The organism is Streptomyces sp. ISL-100, assembly GCF_018614615.1.
Classification (GTDB): domain Bacteria; phylum Actinomycetota; class Actinomycetes; order Streptomycetales; family Streptomycetaceae; genus Streptomyces.
The window spans coordinates 111,806-135,399 of record NZ_JAGGOK010000004.1; the positions used below are offsets into that span (position 1 = coordinate 111,806).

Sequence of the window (23,594 nt, forward strand, 5' to 3'; positions counted from 1 at the left end):
CACGCGGCGTCAAGTAACACAGTGTCAGGTGACATGACGTCAGATCATGCGGCGCCGTGCCCGGCATCCGTGCCCTACCGCTCGGGTGCCTCCGGCTATCACACCTTCCGCATCCCGGCCGCCCTCCAGGTACCCGGCGGTGCGCTGCTCGCGTTCGCCGAGGGCCGGCGCGATTCCGCCGCGGACAACGGTGACATCGACCTGGTCCTGCGGCGCTCCCTCGACGGCGGATGCACCTGGCAGCCACTGCAGTTGGTCGCCGACGCCGGGAAGGACACGGTGGGCAACCCCGTGCCGGTGATCGATCCCCGCAGCGGAGACATCGTGCTGGTGACATGCCGGACCCTCGGCGGCGCCACGAAGCGGCAGGTGACGTCCGGCAGAGCCGCCGCCTCGGTCCGCCGGGTGTACGTCCAGCGAAGTGCCGACGGCGGCAGGACGTGGTCCCCACAGCGGGACATCACCGAGTCGGTCAAGCCCTCCGACTGGCGCTGGTACGCCGTCGGTCCCGGCCACGGGGCCGCCCTGCGGCACGGTCGTGACCGGGGCCGGCTGCTGGTGCCCGCGAACCACAGTGCGGGCACGACCGGACGCAGCGGCGGGCACTCCCTCTACAGCGACGACGGCGGACACACCTGGCACGTCGGGTACGTGAGCAGGTCGGCCGGCGGTCCTCTCGCGCTCAACGAGAGCACGCTGGCCGAGCTCCCGGACGGCACGGTCTACATCAACGCCCGTGACCACGACCGTATTGCCGAGGGCACTCGCGCGGACGCCTACAGCGACGACGGCGGTCTGACCCTGGCCGTCCCCTTCCGACCGCAGCCCCAGCTGACGGGTCCGACGGTCCAGGGCAGCGTCCTTCAGGTCTCCGGTCGGCCGTGGCGGCGGCCGCTGCTGTACTCCGGCCCGTCGGACCCCGGCAAACGGCTCCGGATGCAGGTGCGTGCCAGCGACGACGGCGGGCGTTCGTGGCGGCCGGCCCGGTCCGTGTCGGACGAGCCGGCGGGCTATTCGGACCTGGTGCAGACGAGCACGGCCACGGTGGGCCTGCTCTACGAGACGGGGCCGACGACGTATCACGACACCATCCGCTTCACACGGCTGCCCCTCCGCACCTTGTCATTCGAGTGGTGAAAGCGACGCGAAGAGCACGCCGCTCATGCGTGTGACAGCGCGAAGGAAACCAGGAAGCCGCTGACAGTGATCAGGCCGATCGCCAGATGGGCGTCCTCGAACGCCTCCGGAATCATGGTGTCGGCGATCATCGCGAGAATCGCACCGGCCGCCACTGCCGTCACCGCCGCCACCACCGCGGTCGGCAGCCCGCCGACCACGGCGTAGCCGACCACCGCCGAAGCCGTGCTCGCGGCAGCGATCGCGCCCCAGATTCCGAAGACGTACTTCTTGCTGCGGCCGGCCCGCCGCATGCCGGCGGAGCTCGAAAGGCCCTCGGGCACGTTGCTGATGAACACCGCTACCACGGTCACCATGCTCACCGCCCCGCCGTCGACAAGGCTGACGCCGATCACCGCCGATTCGGGTACGCCGTCCAGCAGGGCGCCCAGCGCCAACGCCAGCCCGGAGCCCGCCTGCTGAGCCTCCGACGGCTGCGACTGCCGGTGACCGGAACGCTTGCGGTGCCGGGCCCCGCGGCGCGCCAGCCATACGTTGCCCGCCGTGTACGCCACGGCCCCGCCCACGGTCCCGATGGCTGCCGGAGCCAGCCCGGCCTGGTCGTACGCCTCCTCGACCAGTTCGAAGGACACCGCTGACAGCAGCACTCCCGCGCCGAACGCCATCACCGACGCCACCACCCACTGCGGGATCCGTACCCCGTACCCCAGCACCGCCCCGAGCAGCAGGGCCGACCCGGCCACCAGCCCCCACATCCCTGCCAGCACGACTTGATCCATGGCCCCCATGTACCCCGGAACGGCACATGAACAGCCGGAATGCGCCGCCGCGCACACCAACGGGCCCCGCCGGGCCCCGCCGGCCCTCTGTCAGGTGGCGCTGCGTTCGCTCGCGTCCCGCAGGCCGCGTTCGACGGCACGGTTGTGGGCGTCGTCCGGCCTGCCTGCCTGCGTCCCCGGCCGGCCGGCCAGCAGCAGGTCCCGCCATCGCTCGGCGCTCCAGTCCGCCGGGCTCGTGCTCTCGATGAAGTCCTCGACGAGGGCGAGGAAGCGCACGGGGCGGGTGTGGAACGGGAAATGGCCCACACCTTCGAAGATCTCCAGGCGGCTCCCCGGCATCGCCGCGTGCGCGCGGTGCGCGTGCCGCTCGGGGACGACGCTGTCGCGTCCGCCCCACATGAGCATGGTGGGCATCCCCTGCGCCAGGTAGCACCGGTCGAGCATCGTGACGACCTGGCCCCGCCAGTCGACAACCGCCCGCAGCGTCCTGATGAACGCGCTGCGCGAAGTCGCGTCGGGCAACGCGTCGACGAGGTCGAGCAGTTCCGTCGCGTCCTGGCCGAGATCGGTGTCGAGCAGCCTCAACAGCCTGACGAAGACACGCGTCTGCCACCGCATACCGGGGAGCAGCAGGGCCGAGAGCATCAGGTCGGCTCCGGGCAGGGAGACCGCCCGCAGGACCGGGTTGACCTCCGCTCCCACTCCGCCCGTACTGACCAGCACCAGGCGTTCGGTCCGTTCGGGGAACTGATACGCGAACTGCATGGCCACACCGCCGCCGAACGAGTGGCCGATCAGGGTCGCCCGCTCGATGCCCAGCGCCCCGAGCAGGTCGCGCACTCCGTTCGCGTAGGCGGCCACCGAGTAGTCGGCGCGCGGCTTGTCCGACTGTCCGTGGCCGAGCAGATCGGGGGCGATCACTGTGTAGCGGCGGGCCAGGCCCGGCATGAGGTCGGCCCAGGTGGCGGAGGAGTCGCCGATGCCGTGGATGAGTACGACGGCCGGCCCTTCCCCCGCGATCCGGTACGCGCGCCGGTATCCGTGCACGACGCGATAGTGCAGCTCGGCGTCCCCGTCCCCCACGGGGCGCAGCCGGCTATCGCCCGGCAGTCGTCGGCCGGGATGGTCAACCACGGTCGCACCTCCCGAGTTGGGCCTCCGGCCGGTCATGCGGGCGAAGCGGCCGATCGGCGTATCCGTCCGTACTTCCGAGCCTAGGCCTGCCGCGGCACACAGGGTTTCCGTCGCGTTTCACTCCGGATACGCCGCCCTGGGCCCCGCGGCAGTACGCTCCTGGCCTCGCCCGTCCGCATCTGATCTGATACGGGGCACGACACGGCTTCGCCCGATGGCATCAGACGGTCCTGACGCGCAGACTTGACGGCATGTCGGGCAAGCGAAGCGCGGGTCTCCTCCTGTTCCGGACGTCGGACGACGGGGCCGAGGTGCTCATCGGTCACATGGGCGGTCCATTCTGGACCGGGCGCGACACCGCGGCCTGGTCGATCCCCAAAGGTGAGTACGAGCCGGACGAGACGCCGGAGGCGGCTGCCCGCCGGGAGTTCACGGAGGAGCTCGGCCTGCCGGTGCCTGACGGAGAGCTCATTGCCCTCGGCGAGTCCCGTCAGGCGAGCGGAAAGATCGTCACGGTCTGGGCACTGGAGGCGGATCTCGACCCTGCTCTGGCGGATTTCGGGACGTTCACCATGGAGTGGCCGAGAGGCTCCGGTGTGCGGCAGGAGTTCCCGGAGATCGACCAGGTCGAATGGTGCGGGCCGGCGAGCGCCCGTACCCGGCTCGTGTCGGGCCAGCGCGTTTTCCTCGACCGGCTCGCCCGGCACTTGGAGGACCGGCAGGGGTAATTCCCGCCTCTGGACAAAGTTGTCGCGGCGGCCGCGCTGCCGACCGTCACCAGCAGCATGGCTTTGCCCGCCGCCCCTACGGTTGCCGTACGGGAGCAGCGGTTCGCCCCGCTACCTCACCGCCGACGGGATGCCTTCACCGTACGATCCGGACGGCGCCCCGGCCGGGCGTCGATGCACGTGGACGGCTCACCCAACGACCGGAACCTGCTCCGCATTCCAGCTTTGCCTGCCTCACGCATGCGCGAGGCGCCGGCGATCCGGTGGCAGCTTTCGGGACCGCCACGGGCCCCGGATCAGCGCCGGGACAACGGACGACGAACTGTTCGCCGCCTTCCGGGAGATGCTGTCGCCGCCGTACGACGCGCATGTCACCCTCCTCGCCGTCGACGCCGGGACTCTCGCCCAGGTCCGGCCCGGCACCGTCATCCCCGACCCGGCGCCGGCGGCCCGGATCAAGACGTACATCCAGGAGCGCGACGTGGGGCGGCCGGGTCGGGTACGCCGACCTGCCCGGTGACCAAGGCTGCCTGCGGATCGATGGCGGCGGATCCGACAGGCTGGGGCAGCAGCGACTCGCCGCGCGTCTCACCGGCCGCCCCTACTTCGCCGGTGCCCCGGTACACGGGACCGGTCACGGTACTGACCAGTGGCACGACGTTCACTGCGGGAGAGACCTTCACGCAGGCCCTCATCGAGCGTCCGGGGCGGACCGTACGGACCGGGGAACCCACGCAGGGGGTCTTCTCAGACGTACTGGAACGCCGCTTTCGGCAGGAGATCCGCGAGGGGGCCGGAAGTGATTCGCACCACAGGGGCGCGAGGCTGCGGAGGTGGGCAGAGAGTCCCTACGCCGGGCCGGGGCCCTACGCCGTACAGGCCTCAAAATCGCGGCCCCGGCGTGGTGACGGGCCTCTGCCGCGGCATACAGACCCAGCGGAACGTCCCTGACCGGGCGGCACTGGGGCAAGGCCGGGGAGGTAGAAAGGACCACTTCGGCCGGGCCGCCGATCGGATGTGGTTTACCGTGGCAAGGGAAGAGCCGTCGCCTACGCCGCCGACAGCCTGGTTGCCCGTATCCACGAGGCCGGAGACGGTCCCTGGCAGAAGACCCAGAAGGCAAGGTCACACTGCCGCTCAGCCCGCTCGCTCAGCTCCGCCGGCCCGGCCGACCGAATCCCCACTTTCTCCCGGCCATCGGCGGCCCCAGACCGATGGTGCGGCGCGAAATCCGCGAATACCTGGCGCCGCGAGCCTCCACCGCGCGCCTGTGGCCCCCGTCCGGCCGTCGGCGATGCCGCTGAGCCTCGTCGCCCGACCGGGGGCGCATCCCCGGGATTCCCCCTTACGCCCGCCCTCTCCCCCGGCCTCCACCAAAAGGACTCCTCTCTATGCCAGTGCAGACTTCGGTACGCCCCCCGGCCTCGGCCTCGGCCTCGGCCTCGCAGAAATCCGGCAGCGACTTCGCGAAGCTGTCCAAGAAGATCACCGCGGCCGGGCTGATGGGCCGCCGCCCCGGCTATTACACGGCTCGTATCGCCGCGGTTACCGCGCTCTACGCCGGCGGCTGGATCGCCTTCGTACTCGTCGGCGACAGCTGGTGGACGCTGGCGGTCGCCGGTTTCCTCGCCCTGGCCTTCGGCCAGGTCGCACTGGTGACGCACGACACGGCCCACCGTCAGGTGTTCCGGCTGCGCAAGGCCAGCGAGCGCTCCGGCCGCCTCGCCGGGAACATCGGCATCGGCATGGGCTACGGATGGTGGCAGGACAAGCACACCCGCCACCACGCCAACCCCAACCACGCGGAGCTCGACCCGGACGTCCTCCCCGACGTGCTGGTCTGGTCCCAGGACCAGGCGCGCGCGGCCAAGGGGCTGCCCCGGCTGCTGGGCCGCTCGCAGGCCTTCCTGTTCTTCCCGCTGCTCACGCTGGAAGGCTTCAACCTGCATGTGGCGGGCGTACGAGCGCTGGCCAACCGCACGCTCAAGAACCGCACCCTCGAAGGCACGCTGCTCTTCGGCCACTTCGCCGTCTACCTGACCGCGCTGTTCCTGGTGCTGCCGCCCGGCATGGCGATCGCCTTCCTGGCTGTCCACCAGTGCCTGTTCGGCGTCTACCTCGGATCCATCTTCGCCCCGAACCACAAGGGCATGCCGATCCTGACCGGCGACGACCGTCCCGACTTCCTGCGCCGCCAGGTGCTCACTTCCCGCAATGTGCGCGGCGGCTGGTTCACCGACATCATGCTCGGCGGGCTGAACTACCAGATCGAGCATCACCTGTTCCCCAGCATGCCCACCCCGCACCTGCGGCGGGCTCAGGTCATCGTCCGGGACTACTGCCGGGATCTCGGCATCAGCTACCTGGAGACCAGCCTGATCACCTCGTACCGCCAGGCGCTCACCAGCCTCCACCAGGCAGGAGCCCCGATCCGCGAGGCCCGTGCGGCCGCCGCCCTGTCCAAGGCCTAGGGGTATTGACCCGCAGGGTTATTGACTCGGCTGATGGGTGGCTTGCCTACGAGCGCGGTGTGGCAGCGGTGGTGGATGCAGTGTGCAGGGAGTCTGCCAGGGCCTGGGACCGTTGGCCGTTGCTAATGCAGGACCGTAGGCAGGCCCAAGAACGCGGCCGCGCGGGTGAGGAAGCCCGCGCAGGTCGCGACCTTCTCGTCGGGGTGGATCTCGCTGTCCGCAAGGCGGGAGTGGTCTCGACCGCACTATGGAGGCCGGGCCGAGCTAGCGGTCCTGCCGCAGCCGGCACACCCGGGCCTCAATGTCAGGCCTGGTTCGGTGCGGTGTCGTGTGGGGCCTGCTGGAGCGGTCGTGCAGGCCGGCTTCGCCCTCTGTGTGTCAGGGGCGGACCCACTTGTGGGCCGTGTGGGCGGTTAATGCACCGCCGGCGTTCCGGTCTGGAACATGAAGGCGATCGCGTCGATCACCTTCCGGTGGTCCGGCCAGTCGCCTTCTACCCGCTGGCTACCTCGGAACTCACCGCAGTATTGACCGCTCGGTGGGCGCGAGCCGTAGCCGTTGTGGGGTCCTGGTCCACCGTTGCGAGAGGGTCGGCAGCACCTCCGCGCGCCAGCGTTCTGAATGCTGCAAGCGATTCAGGTGATCGTCGATGTGGCTTTCGTCGGTGAAACGTGCGAACCACACGAACACCTCCTCGTTCATCCGTACCGGTAGCGCCGGGAAGGTGTTCGGGGCGTGTTCCGACTGTAGGTACGCCAATGGCTCGCCGCCGGTCTCGGCCAGTACGGGCCGCACCTGCCGTTCAAAGAACTCGACGAATGCAGTGTCGAACGGGCCGTGGCCGTACCAGATCGTGGCGAGGACCAGCGACGGCGGCAATGCCGCCGGCTCGCCGGGGACTTGTCGGGCGCCGACCGGCACTGGGAACCCTCCACGTGCCGAGGCCGGCCGCAGCAGCAGTACGTCATCAGAGTCGATCATCGTCGCGTTCGCCTTGTCGCGGTGCGCCTGCCAGACCGGCCCGCCGTAGAAGCTCTCCAGCGCCTTGGCACGGCGCGGCATGTCGTCGAAGCCGCGGAGCCAGACGAACCGGTCGGGGTCGTCCAGGTCGCGGAATTGCCCCAGGACGGTCATGCCCACTGCCTCTTGGGGCTCGACGAACTCCCGGTCGAACAGATCGATCAGTACGTCTCGCTGTCCTGGGTGCAGCGTGTACTGCCGCAGTTCGACGACCGGACACCATAAAGCCTTCATCAGCCTTACTCCTCGTTCAGTTGCTGAAACAGTCTCTGTTACAACAAGCGATATGGCGACGGTCCGACTACCGGCCTGTCGGCTAGTGCACCAGCGTCTCGCGAAGTACATCGGCGATCGACGTGTCCGCCAACTCACATCGCATGACCTGCTCGACCCGACCGTAGATTCCGCTCAGGGCGGGGCGGATGCCTCGGCCGACCGGACACTCCAGATTGGGCTCGGTGTGGTGCATGCCGAACGATGGCTGCGCACCGACGGCGTCGTACACCTCAAGCAGGGTGATCCCCTCCGGCCCACGGGCCAGGCTCCAGCCCGCACCAGCGCCGTGGCGGACCTCCACCAGGCCGGCCCGCCGCAGGTCACCGAGGCTGCGCCGGATGATCACGGGGTTGGTGTTGACACTGGCTGCGACCTGCTCCGAAGTGAGAACTTCCTGGCCACGGCGTTGCGCCAACGCCAGCCAGGCCAACGCATGCGTCGCAATGGTCAATCGACTGTTCGCCGCCACCATTTCCTCCTAGCTGCAACAGCTTCTGTTACAGCGTACCCGTAGTCAAGCCACATCAGTCGTCCAGAACTCGGCGCAGCACGACCCGCCTTGGTGGGCTAATGGCTGCCGGTGGATGCCCTCCGCTCAGACGTACAACTAGTCGCCGGCGGACAGGTCGCGCTCGCCGAACGCCTGGTGGTCGGCCCTCCCTGCTGGGGGAGGCGCGTCCACCGTCGCCGCCGAGAGCCCGGGCGAGCTGCCGAGGCACTGCGGCAAGGGCGGCACGAAGTCGCGGAGGAAATATAGGCGTTGACTTAGATCTCCAGCGCGGCGGCACGCACCCGCCGCACGCCCCGCAACTGAATTAGCTCAGAGATGCGAGCGTGAAGTGCCGCACCCGAAGTGGTCCGACGAGGTACTCGTCCTCGCCCGGCAGCACCACGGGCTCGTCACGCCAGTGCTCGCCGGCGTAGCCCACCAAATCCTGCTCGCTGCGCCAGCGACTGACGTACAGCAGCGAGTCAGGCGGCGCGAGCAGTACCTCGTGGTCCACCAGCCCTGGGTAGCGGCTGGGAAACTCGCGTACCGCAGAGACGATCATGTCGCGGAACGCCTCGAAACGTTCAGGACGTATGCGTGCCTCACTCACCCTGATGATCACGGTCATCAGGGTGTCACGCAACGCGGACGCGGCGCCACCTTTGTGTCCTGTGCTGCATCGAGCACGACTAGCGCGAGCTCAAGCACGGACTGGGCCTGGACCACTTCGAAGGCCGCACCCGGCGCGGAACCTGACGAAGCATTAGCAGGCCCTGGCGGTCGCCTCCGCCCACGTCTGCTCGAAGAGGGCCGGTATCGGCCCGTGCGGCACTACCGCCGTGTGGGCCGTGGACCGGTGTTCGGCGGCCACCGGTCCGAGCGTCCGCCCCTTGGCCGCCTCCAGCGGAAAGCGCGGGGCCTTGCGCTCCAGCCACGTGCCGGCCACGAAGAGAGCACGCCCCGCGCGGGACCGGTCGGCCCTGATGACCCGGCCGGAGGCTTCCAGCTCCGCACAGGCGGCCTTGAATCGCGCGGGCTTCCAGCCGGTCCACTCCTTGACGTGCCGGTCGGTCGGGTCGGGCAGCGCCAGCAGCATCAGGTGGTACGCCGCCGCGTCGGCGCTCAGCCCGTACGCCGCCGCACACGCCTCCACCAGATGGGGAACCGACCGGGACGGGTCCTGCTCCCAACCCGCGGCCCGTCCGGCGTCAGCCGCAAGGTGCTCGCCCAGTGCCCCGAACTCCTCCGACAGCAGCACCCGCAGGTCGGCGAGGGCCGGCAGCCCGGACGCCGTCGGCAGCCACTGCGAGGGCAGCACGGAATCGAGGTAGTCATCCAGCCGTTCCAGCACCGGGTCGCCGGCGCCGGTGAGCGCCGCCGGGTCGATGCGGACATTGCGCATGCGGTACGTCGGGTCCTCCTCCACGGCGACCGCCGGATGGTTGGTCAGCCCGATGGATTCGGGCGATTCCGGCGCCCCCATGAGGTAGTTGCTCTGCAACGAGAAGACCGTCAGCGGGCCGTGCCCCGCCGCCAGCTCGGCCCGCAGCCGTGCGATCGCCGCCCCGATCGCCGGTCTGAGCGGGTCCCCGGCGGGAGTGCGGTACGCCAGCCAGGCCGCGACGCGCACCGGGCCGAGCAGGTCCGGCTCGCCCGTGAGCGCCGGCAGGTCGCGGTCGAGCACAGCGGCCCCAGCCGCGATCCGGCCGGTCAGCGCGGGCAACCGGAGCGCCGGCCACCACAGGTCCTCGCCCTTGTCGCGCGGGTGGGCGTACTCGCCCTTGGGACGGGTGATCTCCTTCTGGGCGAGCGCCAGCAGATTCGCCGGTACGGCTTGCGGCTCGCCGAACCGCTCCAGCCACCAGGCGGCGGCCCGTTCGACGTCCGGACCCGCCGTCCACAGCAGTTCGGGGTCGTCGGGCAGCAGCCGGTCGTAGAGCTCGGCGACGTCCGCCGGGCTGAGGAGTTCAGTGAAGCCCTCCACCGCGGTGTCGGCCTCCGCCCGCCGGACCTTCCAGGGCCTGTCCGGCCAGGACATCATCGGGAACCTGGGGTTCGGCTCAGCCAGTTGGTGCGGCTCGCAGTCCAGCTGCGCGACGAGCAGGACAGTCGCGTCGGCCACGGTCAGCCCGAGCCGCGCGGCGAACGCGGCAGCGAGTTCCGGCCTGGCCGGGATGCCTCCGCGTTCCCGCCACAGCTGCGCATAGCGCGCGTACCAGGCGGCGGAGCGCTGTGGCTTGAGCACCTGGGCGTCGATCATCTTCGACCCGGCCGCCGCCAGCGGGCCGTCCTCGGGAAAGTCACCGCCGGGCGCGTACTCCAGGAGTGTCCGCTCGCCCTTGCGGCCCTCCAGGACGACGGCGGCGGAGGTCTCCGTCCGATACGCCCAGCCGTTGAACGCGCTCCTGCCCTCGGGGATCTCCGTACGGACGATGCGCCAGCGTCCCGCATGCTCCTCGCCGCCGCCGACGAAGGGGCACGCCGCGTACTCGGCGAACTCCTCGGCGTCCAGGGTGTTCCTGCGCCGGCCCCGGGGCACGGCGCCGAGAGCGTGCCTCGCGGTGAAGGCGTGGGCGGTCATGAACCTCCGGGACAGGTTCAAACCCAGCTGAATCTCAGTGGTACGGCTCTCCGGCTTCCCCTGCCACACCGGTTGGCCGGCGGCGGCCAGCGCTTCCAGCTCGGCGAAGATCCACGCGAAACCGGAAGGTGTCCGCGGGACTGCGGTCGCGGCTCCCCCGACCACACCCCTTCTACCGGCCCCGGCTTCGGCCTCAGCTTCGGCTCCAGCTCCGGCCTCCGGCTCGGGCGAGAGCCGCTTCACCAGCCGGTCGAGTCCCGCACGGCAGTTGACCGCAGTCTGAACCCTCTGGCGATGGGCCCATCGGAGCTCGTCCGCCCGCGCCTCGGGCAGCAGTGCCCTCAGCCGGTCGAGCACGGTCCTCTCGGACTGGTCCGAGGTTGCGATCCGCATGGTCGGCAGTTCCCTCACCAGCGTCTCGATCTCCACCCGGTCGAACACGTCCGGCAGTTCGGCCATCAGCATCCCCAGCAGGTCCACGGCGGCGAACTCGGCCGCCGCGGCCGAGTCCTTGAGGACGGCGTCCACCGCGCCCCCTGCGTGGACGAACCGCCCCAGCAGCAGCGCCAGCTCCCCCAGGCAGAGCCCGGCGCCCAGCCGCGCCCGCTCGTCCGCGAACCACTCCCGCAGCACCTCATGCCCAAGGTCGTTCGCGAAGAGCTCCGGCACCTCGCGCCAGCCCTTCAGTTCATGCGGCTGGTACCAGTTGTTGCCGCCGACGGTAAAGCCGCTCTCCATGTCCAGCACGGCCCGCATGAGCGACCGCAGTTCCCGCGCGAACCGCGGATCGGCTGTGAGGAAGCGCAGTTCGGGTCGGCGAGCGACCTTCAGGTTGCGCATGTGGGGGCTGCCCAGCCGCTTGGGCGGGTCGGCCAGCGGCACTCCCCGCTCCAGCAGCAGGTCCATCAGATCGAGCGGCACACAGAGGATGCCGTCCCGCCTCATGGGCTTGTACTGGATTTCCAGTGGCACGCCGTCTGCCGCCAGCCGGAGGGCGATCCGCTCGGCCACCTCGTGGATCACCTGGCTGGGCCCCTCGCGGTCGCGGAGCGACTCCAGGCACCGCTCCAACCACCGCGCCGTCTCCCCGACAGGCACAGCCGTCACACTCGGTACGTCGCCAAGAAGCCGGCTCAGCGCACCGCTGCGCTCCAGCAGCGTCTGCCACAGGCGGTGCCTGACTCTCCGGTCCGGGCAGATGTCCAGCACCTCCGCCCGCGCCAGGTCGGGCTGCCGGTCACAGAACAGGTCGAAGGCCCGGCCCTTCAGTACGTCCGTCCAGAAGGCGTCCTCGTGCAGGGAGGTCCGGCCGACCACCCCGGCCTCCTCGAGCAGCGTGGCCAGCTCCTCCTCCGGGTCCAGCCCGGCGGCCTTGGCGACTCTGCGCAGGTCGGTCGGCAGTTGCGGATAGACCCCACCCGTCCCGTGACCGGCCACGATCCGCCGCGCCAGCACATCCCGGAACGCCACGGCCTGCTCGACCGTCGCAGATCCCCGCACCGCGAGCTCCTTGGCCCGTGCCCGCAGCGCGGTGCCGGAGAGCGCGCCGGCGTCCGCGAAGGCCTGGTAGCGAGCGTTGAGCCATCCCTGGTCCATCGTGCGCGCCTGTTCCCGCTCGGCCTTGCGGGCCCGCCCGAAATACGCGGCGGCGTCCATGTAGTCGTACTGATGGGTGAGGTACTGCTCGGCTGCGGCGTCGAGGAAGACCGGCAGCAGAGCCGGAGCGGACTTCTCCAGCCACGTGAAGAACGCGTCGGTGTCCTTCTTGTACAGCCCGGCCCTCCGCAGCCGGAATGCCGCGTCGAGCACCATCTCCTCCTGCCCGGGGTGAGCGGCCAATGCCCGTTCAGGAAACGGAAGTTCCTCCTGCGCGTCCGCGATGCCCAACGCGAAGCCCTCTGCCCGCTCCCACTGGAAGAACGCCATCACGCGATCGCGATGAGGCGCCACGTCCTCACCCATGACCTGTACGACCCTGTGCTCTCGGAAGGGCTGTGGACGTAGGCCCGCGCAATCAGTCCGCCGTCCCCGGCATCCGCCTCCGCGTCGGCCGTCCCGAGTACGCCCCCGGCCTCCTCCAGCGCCTCCCGCCAGACCGGATCGCTCTCCGCGAGCTCCTGCGGAACCACCGCACCGGCGAGTGCCCACTTCCCGGCCCACTCCCGGCACTGCGCCTCGTGCGCCACCACCTGCCGCCGGAGCTCCCGCATCCACTCAAGTTCGGGCCGCCCAGCCACCTTCTTGGGCACCTGCTTGAGCTTCCCGCCGCGCGGGTTCCGGAAGAACCATTCCAGCTTGTCGTCCAGCCCCGCCGAATACCCCTCGACCTCAACGCTCCACACAGAAACCGCCCCCGTTTCGATCACGCATTCACTGTAGGGGCGGCCACTGACAACGCCGGAAAAAAGCCCTACAGCCCGCCCCACTGGGGGCGCGCCCCGTCGAGCGCGCGGCGGTAGGCGGCGTAGCCGTCCTCGTACACCGCGCGTGACTCCTGTCGCGGCTCCACGGTCCGGAACAACTGCGGTTTCTGCTCCGGCGCTTCGCCCAGGAAGCGGCGCGCCACTCGCACCGCTCCAAGCGCCCCCACCTCGTTGTCGCGCGGGATACGGACCGGACGCCCCAGGATGTCGGCGAAGAGCTGCGCCCACGGGCCTGACCGGGTGCCGCCGCCGCATGCGGCGAGGGTGCCGGTGAGGCCGGCGGCCTCCAGGCAATGCCGGGCGGCGTAGCCGATGGCCTCGCACATGGCGCGTACCGCGTCGGCGCGTGTGTGAGCGAGCGTGAGCCCGTCGAGGCGGCCACGGGCGGCCGGGTCCACGAACGGGGCGCGCTCCCCCGCGCCGGAGAGGAACGGCAGCGCGGTGACGCCGTTCGCGCCCGGCGGGCTCTCCGCAAGCAGGCCGTCGAGGTCGGCCGTGGTACTGCCGGTCAGGGCGAGGAGCCATTCGAGGGCCGCTGTGCCGACCATCGCGGGCATCGCGCGCAGCCAGCGGTCGGTGTCCGGGGTGCACAGCCACATCCCGGCCGGTTCGGTGGAACCGTCCCTCCTGGCGCGGTCGGTGAGGACCTGGCAGGCGAGGGTGGTGCCGACGATCAGCAGTCCGTCGCCCACGTCGCGTACGCCGCTGCCTATCGCACAGGCCGGAAGGTCGTACGGTCCTGCGGTCAGCGGAAGTCCCATGGGAAGCCCCAGCAGTTCGGCGCCGTGGGCGTCGAGGCCCAGGACGGTTCCGGGTGCGGCGGGGGCCGGCAGCAGATGCGCCTGCTTCTCGATTCCGCAGGCCGCCAGCGCTTCGGGCGAGTACGTACGGCTCGCCGGATCGAGGAAGGGCAGGGTGGCGTCGGAGGCGTCCACGCTCACCTGGCCGGTGAGGCGCTGGGCAACGGCGTCGACGCAGTAGCCCGCGGTGACCGCGCGTCGCAGGGTCTGCGGCTCGTGCTCCTGGAGGTGGGCGAGGAGCGGGGCGTGGCAGCCGGGGAACATGCCGGATCCGGTCTGCTTGTACACCTCCTGGACCGTGCCGTTCTCCAGCCAGCGCTCGACCAGATCCGATGCCCGGCCGTCCATCCAGGAGATGGCCGGGCGCACGGCGCGGCCGTCGGCGTCGCGCAGCCACAGGCCGTCGCCCTGGCCGGTGAGGGCGAGCGCGGTGGGCGGTCCGGGCAGTGCGGCGGTGGTCTCCCGTACGACCTCGGCAACCGTACGGACGACGTCGTCGAGGTCCTGTTCGACGCGGCCGCCGGGCAACCGCGCCAGGCTGCTGCGGCGGGCGGCCGAGGCCAGTGGGGTCCCTTCGCTGTCGAAGGCGACGGCTTTGGTGACGGAGGTGCCGATGTCGACGCCGATGATCACGCTCATGGGCGCGCGGCCTCCTGAATCTCTGGGTTGGCCGGGTGCGCGAGCTTCTCGCCGCGTACGAAACGGCCCGCTTCGGCGGCGGTGATGGCGGCGGCGCGGTGCGCGGTCTGCTGGGTGGCGCCGGCCAGGTGCGGGGCGGTGACGACGTTCGGGGCATCGTGCAACGGCCAGTCGGCGGGCGGCGGTTCGATGTCGTAGACGTCGAGCGCGAGGGCGCCGAGGCGACCGCTCTTCAGCAGATCGGGCAGCGGAGCGTAGTCGAGGAGGCCGCCTCGGGCTGAGTTGATTAGCACGGCGCCCTTGGGCAGCAGTTCGAGCTTGGCCGCGTCGATGAGGTGGTGGGTCTCGGGGGTGAGGCGGGCGTGCAGGCTCACCACGCTGCTGCGGCGCAGGAGTTCGTCGAGTTCCACCGGTTCCACGCCGTCGGCGCGGGCGGCCGCCGGGTCGGTGTAGGGGTCGGCGACCAGGACGTGGGAGCCGAAGGCGCGCAGGACGCGGGCGACGATGCGGCCGATGGCGCCGTAGCCGACGAGGCCGACGGTGGCGCCGTCGAGTTCGATGCCGCCCTCGTCGTACGCGTAGAAGTCGCCGCGCCACTTTCCGCGCTTGAGTTCGGCGTCGGCCGTGGTGATGCGGCGCATGGCGGTGAGCATCAGGCCGATGGCGAACTCGGCCGCAGCGGGGGCGTTGCGGCCGGGCGCGAAGGAGACGGCGACGCCGTGGCGGGTGGCGGCGGCGAGGTCGACGTTGACCGGGCCGCCGCGGGAGACGGCGACCATGCGCAGGTCCGGGCAGGCCGTGAAGACCTTCTCGGTGAAGGGCGCCATCTGGGTCACGCAGATCTCGGCGCCGGCCGGCGCCAGGGCTTCGACGAGCTCTTCCTCCGTACCGCTCGCCTCGTGGACGTCGCCGACCGGGCCGAAGGGCTCGTGGGGCCAGGGCAGGGTGAGTTCGGTGATCCGGTGGTCGCTCCCGAGCTCCTCGCGCAGCGCGGCGCGGAGGAGGTCGGGGCGTACGAAATGATCGCCGGCGGCGAGGATGCGCATGGTGCGGGGGCCCTTCTTCGGGTCGCGGTGGCGATGCGCGTCAGCTTTTCCGCAGCGCCACTAACACTGGCGCTGATAGATTTAACATCATTGTTTTGAAGAATCAATGCACCCAGGGGAGAGATCGTCGATGGCGTCACGCCTGTTGCTCGTACGGCACGGAGAGACCGAATGGCACGCGGAGAACCGGTACGCCGGCATCTCCGACGTCGCGCTGACGGCAAAGGGGCTGCGACAGGCCGAAGAGCTCGCGAGCTGGGCCAAGCAGCGCGGCGTCGACGCGGTGGCGTGCTCGCCGGTCAGCCGCGCCCGGCTGACCGCCCGGCCGGCCGCCGAGGCACTCGGCGTGGAACCGGAGATCGTCGAGGCGCTGCGTGAGGTGGACTTCGGCTGGGGGGAAGGCCGCACCATCGCGGAGATGGCCGCCGAGGATCCCGAGGCCGTACGCCGCTTCCGTGAGGATGCCGAGCTCGGCGCGTTCCCCGGATCGGAGCCGCCGTCCGCGGCCGCCGCCCGCGCCTCGGACGCGCTGCGCGGCCTCGCGCGCGAGCACCCGGGCGGCACGGTCCTGGTGGTGGCGCACAACACGCTGCTGCGCATGGCGCTGTGCTCGATGCTCTCCATCCCGGTCGGCCGTTACCGGCTGGTGTTCCCCCGACTCGACAACGCGGCCGTGACCGAGATCGAGGTGACGGACGCCGGTACCGCTCTGCGCTCGCTCAACGTCCCCACCTGGGCACCTCTCCATGGTGGTACGCGAAACTTGGACGCATGACGACGACCGGCGCGGAAGCCCGCAGGCAGATGATCACCGAGCACGTGCTGCACCACGGGACGGCGAGTGGGGCCGAGCTCGCGGAGCTCACCCGCGTGAGCCTGATGACGGTGCACCGCGACTTGGACGAGCTGGCCAGGCGCGGCGTGCTGCGCCGGTTCCGGGGCGGGGTGTCCGCGCTGCCCTCGACGGTCTTCGAGTCGAATCTCGACTACCGGCTCGGCGTCAATACGGCCGAGAAGGAGGCCATCGCGAAGACGGCCGCCGACCTCGTCGAGCCGGGGATGTCGGTGATGCTGGACGACTCCACGACCGCGCTCGCGCTGGCTAGGCTGCTGGTGGACCAGGCGCCGCTGACGGTGGTGACCAACGCCCGGCGGGTCATCGACCTCTTCGTCGGCCACGAGGACATACGCCTCATTTCACTGGGCGGGGAGTACTCGCACACCCACGACTCCTTCCTGGGCGTCCCCTGCCTGGAGGCGATCGAGGCGCTCTCGGTGGACATGGTGCTGGTCTCCACCTCGGCGATGGACGCCCGGATGACGTACCACCAGGAGCAGGACGTGGTGCTGGTCAAGCGGGCGATGCTGGCCTCCGGCACACGCAAGGTGCTGCTGATGGACCGTACGAAGCTGGCCAGGACCGCACTGCACCGACTGGCGCCCGTCGCAGACTTCGATCACCTCGTGGTGGACGACGGGGTGAGCGGCGAGCTGCTGACCGCACTCAAGGAGCGCACGGATGTCCGAGTCGCGGTCGACGGCTGACAACAAGATTTCTTAAACTCTTGCGTGTTAATTTCACAGAGGTCATGATGCATTCCCGGTCGCGGCTGTTATGTCCGCGGGCCCATGGCACCTCACTGTGGAGGCACGAGCAATGAGCAGCACCGCCGCACCCGCCGCGCGCACGGGAGGAACGGTCTGGGATCGCATCGGGATCCCCAGGCCGCTCCTCTTCGGCTTCATCGGCGTCCTGATCTTCATGATCGGCGACGGCGTCGAGTCGGGCTTCATCGCCCCGTTCATCGAGGGCAACGGCGCCGGCAGCGAAGTCCGGGCGAGCTATGTGATCACGGCGTACGGCGTCACGGTCATGCTCGCCTCCTGGCTGTCGGGCGCCCTGTCCGAACTGTGGGGTCCCCGGCGGGTGATGCAGGTGGGCCTCGCCATCTGGATCGTCTTCGACATCCTCTTCCTCACGCTCGGCGCGGCCCAGGACAACTACACGCTGATGCTGGTCTTCTACGGCTTGCGCGGCTTCGGCTACCCGCTCTTCGCCTTCTCCTTCCTGGTGTGGGTCACCGCCACGGCCCCGGTCGCCCGTCTGGGCGCGGCCGTCGGCTGGTTCTACTTCGCCTTCACCGGCGGCCTGCCCACGCTCGGCTCGCTCACCGCGTCCGTCACCAACCCGCTCTTCGGCAGGTTCGGCACGCTCTGGGTCGCGCTGGCCCTGATCGCGATCGGTGGCGCCTTCTGTCTCCTCGGCGTACGCGAACGGACCGGGTATTCACGGCTCGCGCCGCCCGGAGTCAAGCCGGTGCAGTCACTGACCCGCAGCCTGTCCATCGCCTGGACCAACCCCAAGGTCGCCGTCGGCTGCGTGGTACGCGTCATCAACACCGCCCCGCAGTTCGGCCTCTGGGTGATCCTCCCCGCCTTCTTCACCGACGAGATGGGCTTCACCGACGGCGACTGGCTGCGCCTTCTCTCGATCATGTTCGCCACCAACATCTTCTTCAACCTGCTCTTCGGGCTGGTCAGCGACCGGATCGGCTGGCGCACCACCATCGGCTGGTTCGGAGCGGTCGGCTGCGCCCTGAGCGTCCTGGCCCTGTACTTCGTACCGAAGCTGATGACCGACAACTACTGGGTCGCGGTCGGCGTCGGCATGATCTACGGCGCCACGCTCGCCGGATTCGTACCGATCTCCGCGCTGATGCCGTCACTGGCCCCCGAGAACAAGGGCGGCGCGATGGCGCTGCTGAACCTCGGCGCGGGCGGCGCGGCCTTCGTGGGGCCGGCGATCGTCTCGCTCTTCCTCGGGCCGCTGGGCAGGGACGGCGTCGTACTGATCTTCGCCGGGCTGTACGTCGTCGCCGCCGTGCTCACTCTGTTCCTGAAGCTGCCGAGGGCTTCCGAGGAGGCGATCGTGCAGGGGAAGTCCCTTCAGGAAGCCGCTGTACCGGTCGCCGCCCGCGCCACCACCTGACCCCTACACCTCTGTACGCGCGTACACGAAAGGACCCGTCCCACCCATGAGCAGCACCGCCGACGCACCTCATTCCCCCGTCCCCGTCGTGGCCGGCATCGATGTGGCCACCGCCGCGGTGAGAGTGGTGTGCGCCGACGCCCGCGGACGGGTCCTCTCCGAGGGGCGGGCGCCGCTCCCCCAGCCGGTACGCGGCGCGGGGGGCCACAGCGAGCAGGACGCCCGGCTCTGGTGGCCCGCCACTGCCGCCGCCCTGCGGCAGGCCACGGCCGCGCTCCCCGGCGGCGGCCGGGAGGTGGTGGCGGTCGCCGTCTCCGCCACCTCCGGGACCCTGGTCCTCGCGAGTGCGGACGGGGAGCCCGTGGGTCCGGCCCTGATGTACGACGACCGGCGCGGCGCCGACACCAACGCGAAGGCACAGGAGCTGGGCGCGCGGCGGTGGCGGACGCTGGGCCTGACCGTCGGCCCGACGGCCGCGCTCGGCAAGCTCGTCTGGTACGCGAACCGGGCCCGCCCCGGTCAACTCGTCCTGCACACACCCGACTTGCTCGGTCGCGAACTGACAGGGCACCCGGTCCCCACGGACTGGAGCCACGCTCTGAAGACCGGCTACGACCCGCGCGCGGGCGAGTGGGCCACCGACGTCTTCGACGCCTTCGGTGTCCCCGCCGGCCTCCTGCCCTCCGTACAGGCTCCCGGCACAGAGGCCGGTACGGTCTCGGCCCGGTCGGCGGCCGAGACGGGCCTGCCCGCCGGCTGCCGGGTCCGCCTCGGCATGACGGACGGCTGCGCGGGCCAGATCGCCACCGGCGCCGTGGAGCCGGGACAGTTCGTCGGCGTACTGGGGACGACGTACGTCCTCAAGGGCGTCTCCCGCGCATTGGTCACCGACCCGGCCGGCGCCTTCTACAGCCACCGTCACCCCGACGGCTGGTGGCTGCCCGGTGGCGCCTCCAACACCGGCGGCGAGGCGCTGGCCGCGGTCGATCCGGCCGATCTGCCCCGACTGGACGCGGCGGCCGGCGCCCGCGGTCCGGCCTCCTGTCTGAACTACCCGCTGGGCCGCGAGGGCGAGCGGTTCCCGTTCGTCTCCGGCGACGCGCGCGGCTTCTGTGCCGGTACGCCGCAGGACGAGGCCGACCGGCACCGGGCGGCACTGGAGGGCGTCGCGTTCCTGGAACGCCTCGCCCTGGAGCGCGTCCAGGCGCTGGGCATCGAGGTGCGGGGCCCCCTGCACGCGGCGGGCGGCGGCAGCCGCAGCGACCTGTGGACCCGTATCCGCGCCACGGTCCTGGGCAGGCCGCTGCGCGTCGCCGAACGGGCGGAGACGGCGTTCGGCGCCGCCCTGCTCGCCGCGGCCGGCACCCTCCACCCCGGCCTTTCGGCGAGCGCGGCGGCGATGACGGCGGCGGGGCGCCTGGTCGAGCCGGTGGAGCGGGAGCGGGCGGCGCTGGACGAGTCGTACGAGCGATTCGTCGCGGAACTGCGCGCGCGGGGCTGGCTGGACGCGGGCTGAGGCGCAGCCACCCTCACCGTTTCGCGTAACGGACGAGGAGTACCCCGTTGCCGAAGGTACGGGTCTCCGCGAGCCGGAGATCTACCTTGGCGTCCGAAGCCGGGAACAGCCGTCTGCCTCCACCGATGATGACCGGATGGATGTAGAGGCGGTACTCGTCGATCAGGTCGTGGTGTATGAACGCCGCGGCGAGGTCCGCCCCGCCGAGCGCCAGATCTCCGCCCGGCTGCGCCTTGAGCGCCATGATCTCCTCGACGACGACGTCCCGCTTGATGGTGGTGTTCCAGTCGGCCGTCTCCAGGGTCCTGGAGAACACGATTTTGGGCATGTCCCGCCAGATACGGGCGAACTCGACCACGGGTGCGGTGCTTGAGGGGTCGGTGTCGGCGGTCGGCCAGAAGTCGGCCATGAGTTCGTACGTGACCCGCCCGCTCAGGAAAGCGCCCATCGGGCCGAGCTGCTCGTTGAAATGGCTGTGCAGCTCATCGTCGACCATGTGCCAGTCGATCTCGCGTTCCGGTCCCTCCATGAAGCCGTCGAGGGACACCGACATGCACAGAACGATCTTTCTCATCAAGGTCCTCGCCGACATCGTCATGGCCCGGGTTCCACCGGCCGGACGATACGCCGCCGCCGCACGCGAGCCACGCAGCCACACCTCACTGTCCGCCACCTCCCACGCTCGCAGATGCGGACCGCAAGAGGTGCGGGGACCCTGGAGGGGTGGGGGGCAACCAGCGAGGAGGCTGACCCATGTCCATGAAGGACAAGCTCAAGCAGATGTTGAAGGGCCACGAGTCCCAGGCCGGAAAGGGCATCGACAAGGCGGGTGACGCCGTCGACGACCGGACCCAGGGCAAGTACAGGAGTCAGGTCGACACAACCCAGGACAAGATGAGAGACGAGTTCGGCAGGGAGCAGGGCCCGGGCCAGGAGCGGCCGCCCCAGCCCTGACTGAGCGAAGTCCTGGTGAGGGCGGGACAACGGGAAAACTCCGCCCCGCCCTCACGCACCCGCGAACCACCGCGCGGGGCCGCCTGCTCAATCGCCGGGGCGCCGCGCGTCGGCGAGTCCGGCCGGCAGATGGACAACCACCAGAGTCAGGCCTGCGACAAGGAAATTCCTGGTGGCGGCGTCCAGGCCGTTCCAGTCGTCGGACTGCCACATGGCGAACCACTCGCCTCCGACGGCGATGAAACCCGCACCGAAGAGCAGCAGCACCATGAGCAGCCCGAGGGTTGCCACGCGCCTCGCCCGGCCGAACTCACCACCGCGCAGGGCGCGCGCCCACTGGGCGGTCGCGACGATGAGTACGAGCGCGGCCACGGTTTCCCACGCGATGATGGCGATGTACGCGATGTTGTGCACCGTGGGCGAATCGATGGACCGCCACATGAGGTCCTCGTCCTTGAAGGTGGTGTCCATCGCCAGGACGTGCCGTACGAATTCCTGGTTCGTGCCGAAGTCGGTGATGTTGCCGAAGGCGACCAGCGCCATGTAGAGCGCGACCGTGGCGACGAGCACAGTGGCGGCGGCGGCAAGAGGCTGCGTAGCGCGTAAGCGCGTGTTCCTGACTGTCATGTGAACCTCGTTGTCGGGTAGTTGGGCCCGGGGTCTGCCAATTGTGACCTGTCCACGTCATACTTTGCGGGCCGATCGGGCGGTCGGCGATCCCTGGCCGACCGAGGGGACCGGGCGCATGAGCGTGGACCGGCGTAGCTTTCTGACGGGAGCGGCGGCCGTCTCCGCGACCGCTCTGCTCGGGTTACCGAGAGCCGTCGCGGCCCCGCGGACCCTGTCCGTACAGGACTGGATGGCGGGCCTCGACGACTCCATGCCCCTACAGCGGCTGACCGTCCCCGGCACCCACGACTCGGGCGCGCGCGTCGGCGGCCCCTGGGTGGCGTGTCAGAACACCTCCGTCGCCGAGCAGCTGGCCGGCGGCATCCGCTTCCTGGACGTGCGGTGCCGGACCATCGGCGACTCCTTCGCCATCCACCACGGCGCGTACTACCAGAACCTGATGTTCGGCGACGTACTCGTCGCCTGCCAGGACTTCCTGCGGGCCCGCCCGTCGGAGACGGTCCTGATGCGCGTCAAGCAGGAGTACTCGCAGGCGGCCGACGCCGAGTTCCGCCGGATCTTCGACCTCTACCTCGACGGGAAGGGCTGACGGCCGCTCTTCCGGATCGACGCGGGCCTGCCGGCGCTGGGGCAGGCCAGGGGCAAGGTCGTCCTGCTCGCCGACAACGGCGGACTGCCCGGCGTCCGGTACGGGGAAACGGCGCTCTTCGACATCCAGGACGACTACATGGCCGAGCCGGGCGCCAAGTATCCCCAGATAGAGGCCCACTTCCGCAGGGCGGCCCAGCAGCCCGGCAAGCTGTTCCTCAACTACGTCAGCACGTCGGCGCTGCTGCCGCCCCGCTGGAACTCCGACCGGCTCAACCCCAGAGTGCACAGTTTCCTCAACGGCGCCGAGGCTGGCGGCTGGACAGGCCTCGGCGTAGTGCCGATGGACTTCCCCAACACCCGCGCCGGGCTGGTGGAGTCCCTGATCCGGCACAACGCCGGGCAGGGCATCGGGCGCCCGGCAGCGAAGTAGCCCGCGGCCGACGACGCGGCAGGCAGATCCCCCGCCACACGGGTGAGACAAGGCACCAGGTGCTGGACTGGGCGCGCGCGGACCGCTAAACCAGCGGCGATGACCATGCCCCTTCCGCGTGGTGGCACCGCGGCCACGTTCACTGATCCGAGCGCCACGCTGACGCGTGTCGCCAAGACCGCCCGGTTCGGAGCGTCACCATGCACCTGACCCGCAATGCGCCGCTCGGAGTGCCCGTACACCCTGAGCAGCTACACCGGCCGGCCGGCGGACGGCAGACAGTGGCGGCAGTCATGCTGGCCGGGGCGGCGCTGCTGTACAACGGCTGGCTTCTGGAGCTGTTGCTGCCGACAGGCCTGGATTACCGGCACTCCTACGTGAGCGAGCTCTTCGCAGCCGATCAGCCCTTCAGGGGGCTGTTCGGCGGGATGGAGATCGCATCCGCCTTACTCGTCATGGCCGGCGCGCTCCTGGCGCGCGATCCGGGGCGCGGCCCGGTGGTGCGTACGGGCTGGTGGGCGCTGTTCGGGTTCGGGACGTCGTCCCTGGCTGACGTCCTGTTGCCCATGGGATGCGCCCCCTCCCTGGAACCAACGTGCCAAGCCGTGCATCCCTGGCACACGGTCACGAGCGGGCTGGTCCACTTCTTCCTCTTCGCCTCCATGGTTCTGTTCTGCCTGGCAGTGGCATCAGAACCGGCCCGTTCACCGGTGATCCGGCGCTGGGGCCCACGACTGCTTACCGGCGCGCTGCTGTCCGCCGTCATCACCATCGGCCCCCTGATCGGCCACCCCGGCTGGCACGGTCTCCCGCAGCGGGCTCACGTGCTCCTGGTTGGACTGTGGTTCGCCCTCCTCGCCCGTGAACTCCTCACATCCGTAAGGCGAGGGCCATGGCCCGAGGACGCGGCGGCCGGGTCGGTGTCGGCGGCCAGGCCGCGGTAGCACCCCGGAGAACGGG

Annotated in this window: 21 protein-coding genes and 1 pseudogene; 11 read left to right on the forward strand and 11 right to left on the reverse strand. The window is 70.4% G+C overall.

Annotation, left to right across the window (positions count from 1 at the left end; translation table 11 throughout):
• Window positions 1-33 precede the first annotated feature (33 nt).
• Window positions 34-1,137 carry an exo-alpha-sialidase gene (locus J7E89_RS02785; RefSeq protein ID WP_214967826.1) on the forward strand — a complete coding sequence of 368 codons (1,104 nt, stop codon included), beginning with the start codon at window positions 34-36 and terminating at the stop codon, window positions 1,135-1,137.
• Between the two features lie 23 nt (window positions 1,138-1,160).
• Here the strand turns inward: J7E89_RS02785 and J7E89_RS02790 are convergent, their stop codons facing one another.
• Both J7E89_RS02790 and J7E89_RS02795 read right to left on the reverse strand, forming a co-directional pair.
• Window positions 1,161-1,916: a ZIP family metal transporter gene (locus tag J7E89_RS02790; protein ID WP_214967830.1), complete on the reverse strand. Its 756-nt coding sequence runs from the start codon at window positions 1,914-1,916 to the stop codon at window positions 1,161-1,163.
• Window positions 1,917-2,006: 90 nt separating this feature from the next.
• Window positions 2,007-3,050, reverse strand: coding sequence for an alpha/beta hydrolase (locus J7E89_RS02795; RefSeq protein ID WP_308315307.1), 1,044 nt, complete (start codon window positions 3,048-3,050; stop codon window positions 2,007-2,009).
• A gap of 251 nt (window positions 3,051-3,301) precedes the next feature.
• On the opposite strand from J7E89_RS02795, the gene J7E89_RS02800 reads away from it, so the two are divergent.
• From J7E89_RS02800 to J7E89_RS02810, 3 genes are all read left to right on the forward strand, one after another.
• Window positions 3,302-3,778, forward strand: coding sequence for an NUDIX domain-containing protein (locus J7E89_RS02800; protein ID WP_214967834.1), 477 nt, complete (start codon window positions 3,302-3,304; stop codon window positions 3,776-3,778).
• Between the two features lie 343 nt (window positions 3,779-4,121).
• Window positions 4,122-4,298, forward strand: a complete 177-nt coding sequence (locus J7E89_RS02805) for a hypothetical protein (protein ID WP_214967836.1) — start codon at window positions 4,122-4,124, stop codon at window positions 4,296-4,298.
• Window positions 4,299-5,169: 871 nt separating this feature from the next.
• Complete coding sequence (locus tag J7E89_RS02810) at window positions 5,170-6,249, forward strand: acyl-CoA desaturase (protein ID WP_214967838.1); 1,080 nt, start codon at window positions 5,170-5,172, stop codon at window positions 6,247-6,249.
• A gap of 516 nt (window positions 6,250-6,765) precedes the next feature.
• Here J7E89_RS02810 and J7E89_RS02820 read toward each other — a convergent pair.
• The 7 genes from J7E89_RS02820 to J7E89_RS02850 all read right to left on the reverse strand — a co-directional run bounded on the left by J7E89_RS02820 (window position 6,766) and on the right by J7E89_RS02850 (window position 15,524).
• Window positions 6,766-7,503 carry an NIPSNAP family protein gene (locus J7E89_RS02820; protein ID WP_214967840.1) on the reverse strand — a complete coding sequence of 246 codons (738 nt, stop codon included), beginning with the start codon at window positions 7,501-7,503 and terminating at the stop codon, window positions 6,766-6,768.
• Window positions 7,504-7,585: 82 nt separating this feature from the next.
• A complete protein-coding gene (locus J7E89_RS02825; protein WP_214968131.1) occupies window positions 7,586-8,014 on the reverse strand; it encodes an Rrf2 family transcriptional regulator in 429 nt (142 codons plus the stop codon).
• A gap of 346 nt (window positions 8,015-8,360) precedes the next feature.
• Complete coding sequence (locus J7E89_RS02830; RefSeq protein WP_214967842.1) at window positions 8,361-8,678, reverse strand: antibiotic biosynthesis monooxygenase; 318 nt, start codon at window positions 8,676-8,678, stop codon at window positions 8,361-8,363.
• Window positions 8,679-8,798: 120 nt separating this feature from the next.
• Complete coding sequence (locus tag J7E89_RS02835; RefSeq protein ID WP_214967845.1) at window positions 8,799-12,578, reverse strand: hypothetical protein; 3,780 nt, start codon at window positions 12,576-12,578, stop codon at window positions 8,799-8,801.
• Window positions 12,542-12,982, reverse strand: coding sequence for a hypothetical protein (locus tag J7E89_RS02840; protein ID WP_214967848.1), 441 nt, complete (start codon window positions 12,980-12,982; stop codon window positions 12,542-12,544). Before J7E89_RS02840 ends, J7E89_RS02835 begins: the two co-directional genes overlap by 37 nt.
• Before the next feature lie 44 nt (window positions 12,983-13,026).
• On the reverse strand, window positions 13,027-14,478 hold the full coding sequence (locus J7E89_RS02845; RefSeq protein WP_214967852.1) for an FGGY-family carbohydrate kinase: 1,452 nt from the start codon (window positions 14,476-14,478) through the stop codon (window positions 13,027-13,029).
• Window positions 14,475-15,524 (reverse strand): 2-hydroxyacid dehydrogenase, encoded by a 1,050-nt coding sequence (locus tag J7E89_RS02850; protein ID WP_214967854.1) that lies wholly within the window; start codon window positions 15,522-15,524, stop codon window positions 14,475-14,477. The genes J7E89_RS02845 and J7E89_RS02850 overlap by 4 nt, the downstream gene beginning before the upstream one ends.
• Before the next feature lie 130 nt (window positions 15,525-15,654).
• Between J7E89_RS02850 and J7E89_RS02855 the strand changes: the two genes are divergently transcribed.
• The 4 genes from J7E89_RS02855 to J7E89_RS02870 all read left to right on the forward strand — a co-directional run bounded on the left by J7E89_RS02855 (window position 15,655) and on the right by J7E89_RS02870 (window position 20,029).
• Entirely contained in the window at window positions 15,655-16,299 is a 645-nt protein-coding gene (locus tag J7E89_RS02855; protein ID WP_214967857.1) for a histidine phosphatase family protein, read from the forward strand.
• On the forward strand, window positions 16,296-17,069 hold the full coding sequence (locus J7E89_RS02860; protein ID WP_214967860.1) for a DeoR/GlpR family DNA-binding transcription regulator: 774 nt from the start codon (window positions 16,296-16,298) through the stop codon (window positions 17,067-17,069). The genes J7E89_RS02855 and J7E89_RS02860 overlap by 4 nt, the downstream gene beginning before the upstream one ends.
• A gap of 112 nt (window positions 17,070-17,181) precedes the next feature.
• Window positions 17,182-18,513: an MFS transporter gene (locus J7E89_RS02865; protein WP_214967863.1), complete on the forward strand. Its 1,332-nt coding sequence runs from the start codon at window positions 17,182-17,184 to the stop codon at window positions 18,511-18,513.
• 46 nt (window positions 18,514-18,559) lie between these two features.
• The gene (locus tag J7E89_RS02870; RefSeq protein ID WP_214967865.1) at window positions 18,560-20,029 is read left to right on the forward strand and encodes an FGGY-family carbohydrate kinase; all 1,470 of its coding nucleotides are present in this window, start codon (window positions 18,560-18,562) and stop codon (window positions 20,027-20,029) included.
• Window positions 20,030-20,042: 13 nt separating this feature from the next.
• Here J7E89_RS02870 and J7E89_RS02875 read toward each other — a convergent pair whose 3' ends face one another.
• Window positions 20,043-20,603 (reverse strand): dihydrofolate reductase family protein, encoded by a 561-nt coding sequence (locus J7E89_RS02875; RefSeq protein WP_214967869.1) that lies wholly within the window; start codon window positions 20,601-20,603, stop codon window positions 20,043-20,045.
• A gap of 179 nt (window positions 20,604-20,782) precedes the next feature.
• Between J7E89_RS02875 and J7E89_RS02880 the strand changes: the two genes are divergently transcribed.
• Window positions 20,783-20,983 (forward strand): antitoxin, encoded by a 201-nt coding sequence (locus J7E89_RS02880; protein ID WP_214967872.1) that lies wholly within the window; start codon window positions 20,783-20,785, stop codon window positions 20,981-20,983.
• Between the two features lie 87 nt (window positions 20,984-21,070).
• On the opposite strand, the gene J7E89_RS02885 is transcribed toward J7E89_RS02880, so the two are convergent.
• The gene (locus J7E89_RS02885) at window positions 21,071-21,610 is read right to left on the reverse strand and encodes a DUF2165 domain-containing protein (RefSeq protein ID WP_214967875.1); all 540 of its coding nucleotides are present in this window, start codon (window positions 21,608-21,610) and stop codon (window positions 21,071-21,073) included.
• Between the two features lie 118 nt (window positions 21,611-21,728).
• Here J7E89_RS02885 and J7E89_RS02890 point away from each other — a divergent pair.
• Both J7E89_RS02890 and J7E89_RS02895 read left to right on the forward strand, forming a co-directional pair.
• Window positions 21,729-22,634 (forward strand): annotated as a pseudogene (locus tag J7E89_RS02890) (phosphatidylinositol-specific phospholipase C domain-containing protein).
• A gap of 200 nt (window positions 22,635-22,834) precedes the next feature.
• A complete protein-coding gene (locus J7E89_RS02895; protein ID WP_214967878.1) occupies window positions 22,835-23,578 on the forward strand; it encodes a DUF998 domain-containing protein in 744 nt (247 codons plus the stop codon).
• Window positions 23,579-23,594: the final 16 nt, after the last annotated feature.

What these genes read in the sequence shown, in the direction of transcription:
- J7E89_RS02785 (WP_214967826.1), top strand. Translation starts at nt 34, where the DNA reads ATGACGTCAGATCATGCGGCGCCGTGCCCGGCATCCGTGCCCTACCGC.
- J7E89_RS02790 (WP_214967830.1), bottom strand. Translation starts at nt 1,916, where the DNA reads ATGGATCAAGTCGTGCTGGCAGGGATGTGGGGGCTGGTGGCCGGGTCG.
- J7E89_RS02800 (WP_214967834.1), top strand. Translation starts at nt 3,302, where the DNA reads ATGTCGGGCAAGCGAAGCGCGGGTCTCCTCCTGTTCCGGACGTCGGAC.
- J7E89_RS02805 (WP_214967836.1), top strand. Translation starts at nt 4,122, where the DNA reads ATGCTGTCGCCGCCGTACGACGCGCATGTCACCCTCCTCGCCGTCGAC.
- J7E89_RS02810 (WP_214967838.1), top strand. Translation starts at nt 5,170, where the DNA reads ATGCCAGTGCAGACTTCGGTACGCCCCCCGGCCTCGGCCTCGGCCTCG.
- J7E89_RS02820 (WP_214967840.1), bottom strand. Translation starts at nt 7,503, where the DNA reads ATGAAGGCTTTATGGTGTCCGGTCGTCGAACTGCGGCAGTACACGCTG.
- J7E89_RS02835 (WP_214967845.1), bottom strand. Translation starts at nt 12,578, where the DNA reads ATGGGTGAGGACGTGGCGCCTCATCGCGATCGCGTGATGGCGTTCTTC.
- J7E89_RS02845 (WP_214967852.1), bottom strand. Translation starts at nt 14,478, where the DNA reads ATGAGCGTGATCATCGGCGTCGACATCGGCACCTCCGTCACCAAAGCC.
- J7E89_RS02850 (WP_214967854.1), bottom strand. Translation starts at nt 15,524, where the DNA reads ATGCGCATCCTCGCCGCCGGCGATCATTTCGTACGCCCCGACCTCCTC.
- J7E89_RS02855 (WP_214967857.1), top strand. Translation starts at nt 15,655, where the DNA reads ATGGCGTCACGCCTGTTGCTCGTACGGCACGGAGAGACCGAATGGCAC.
- J7E89_RS02860 (WP_214967860.1), top strand. Translation starts at nt 16,296, where the DNA reads ATGACGACGACCGGCGCGGAAGCCCGCAGGCAGATGATCACCGAGCAC.
- J7E89_RS02865 (WP_214967863.1), top strand. Translation starts at nt 17,182, where the DNA reads ATGAGCAGCACCGCCGCACCCGCCGCGCGCACGGGAGGAACGGTCTGG.
- J7E89_RS02870 (WP_214967865.1), top strand. Translation starts at nt 18,560, where the DNA reads ATGAGCAGCACCGCCGACGCACCTCATTCCCCCGTCCCCGTCGTGGCC.
- J7E89_RS02875 (WP_214967869.1), bottom strand. Translation starts at nt 20,603, where the DNA reads ATGAGAAAGATCGTTCTGTGCATGTCGGTGTCCCTCGACGGCTTCATG.
- J7E89_RS02880 (WP_214967872.1), top strand. Translation starts at nt 20,783, where the DNA reads ATGTCCATGAAGGACAAGCTCAAGCAGATGTTGAAGGGCCACGAGTCC.
- J7E89_RS02885 (WP_214967875.1), bottom strand. Translation starts at nt 21,610, where the DNA reads ATGACAGTCAGGAACACGCGCTTACGCGCTACGCAGCCTCTTGCCGCC.
- J7E89_RS02895 (WP_214967878.1), top strand. Translation starts at nt 22,835, where the DNA reads ATGCACCTGACCCGCAATGCGCCGCTCGGAGTGCCCGTACACCCTGAG.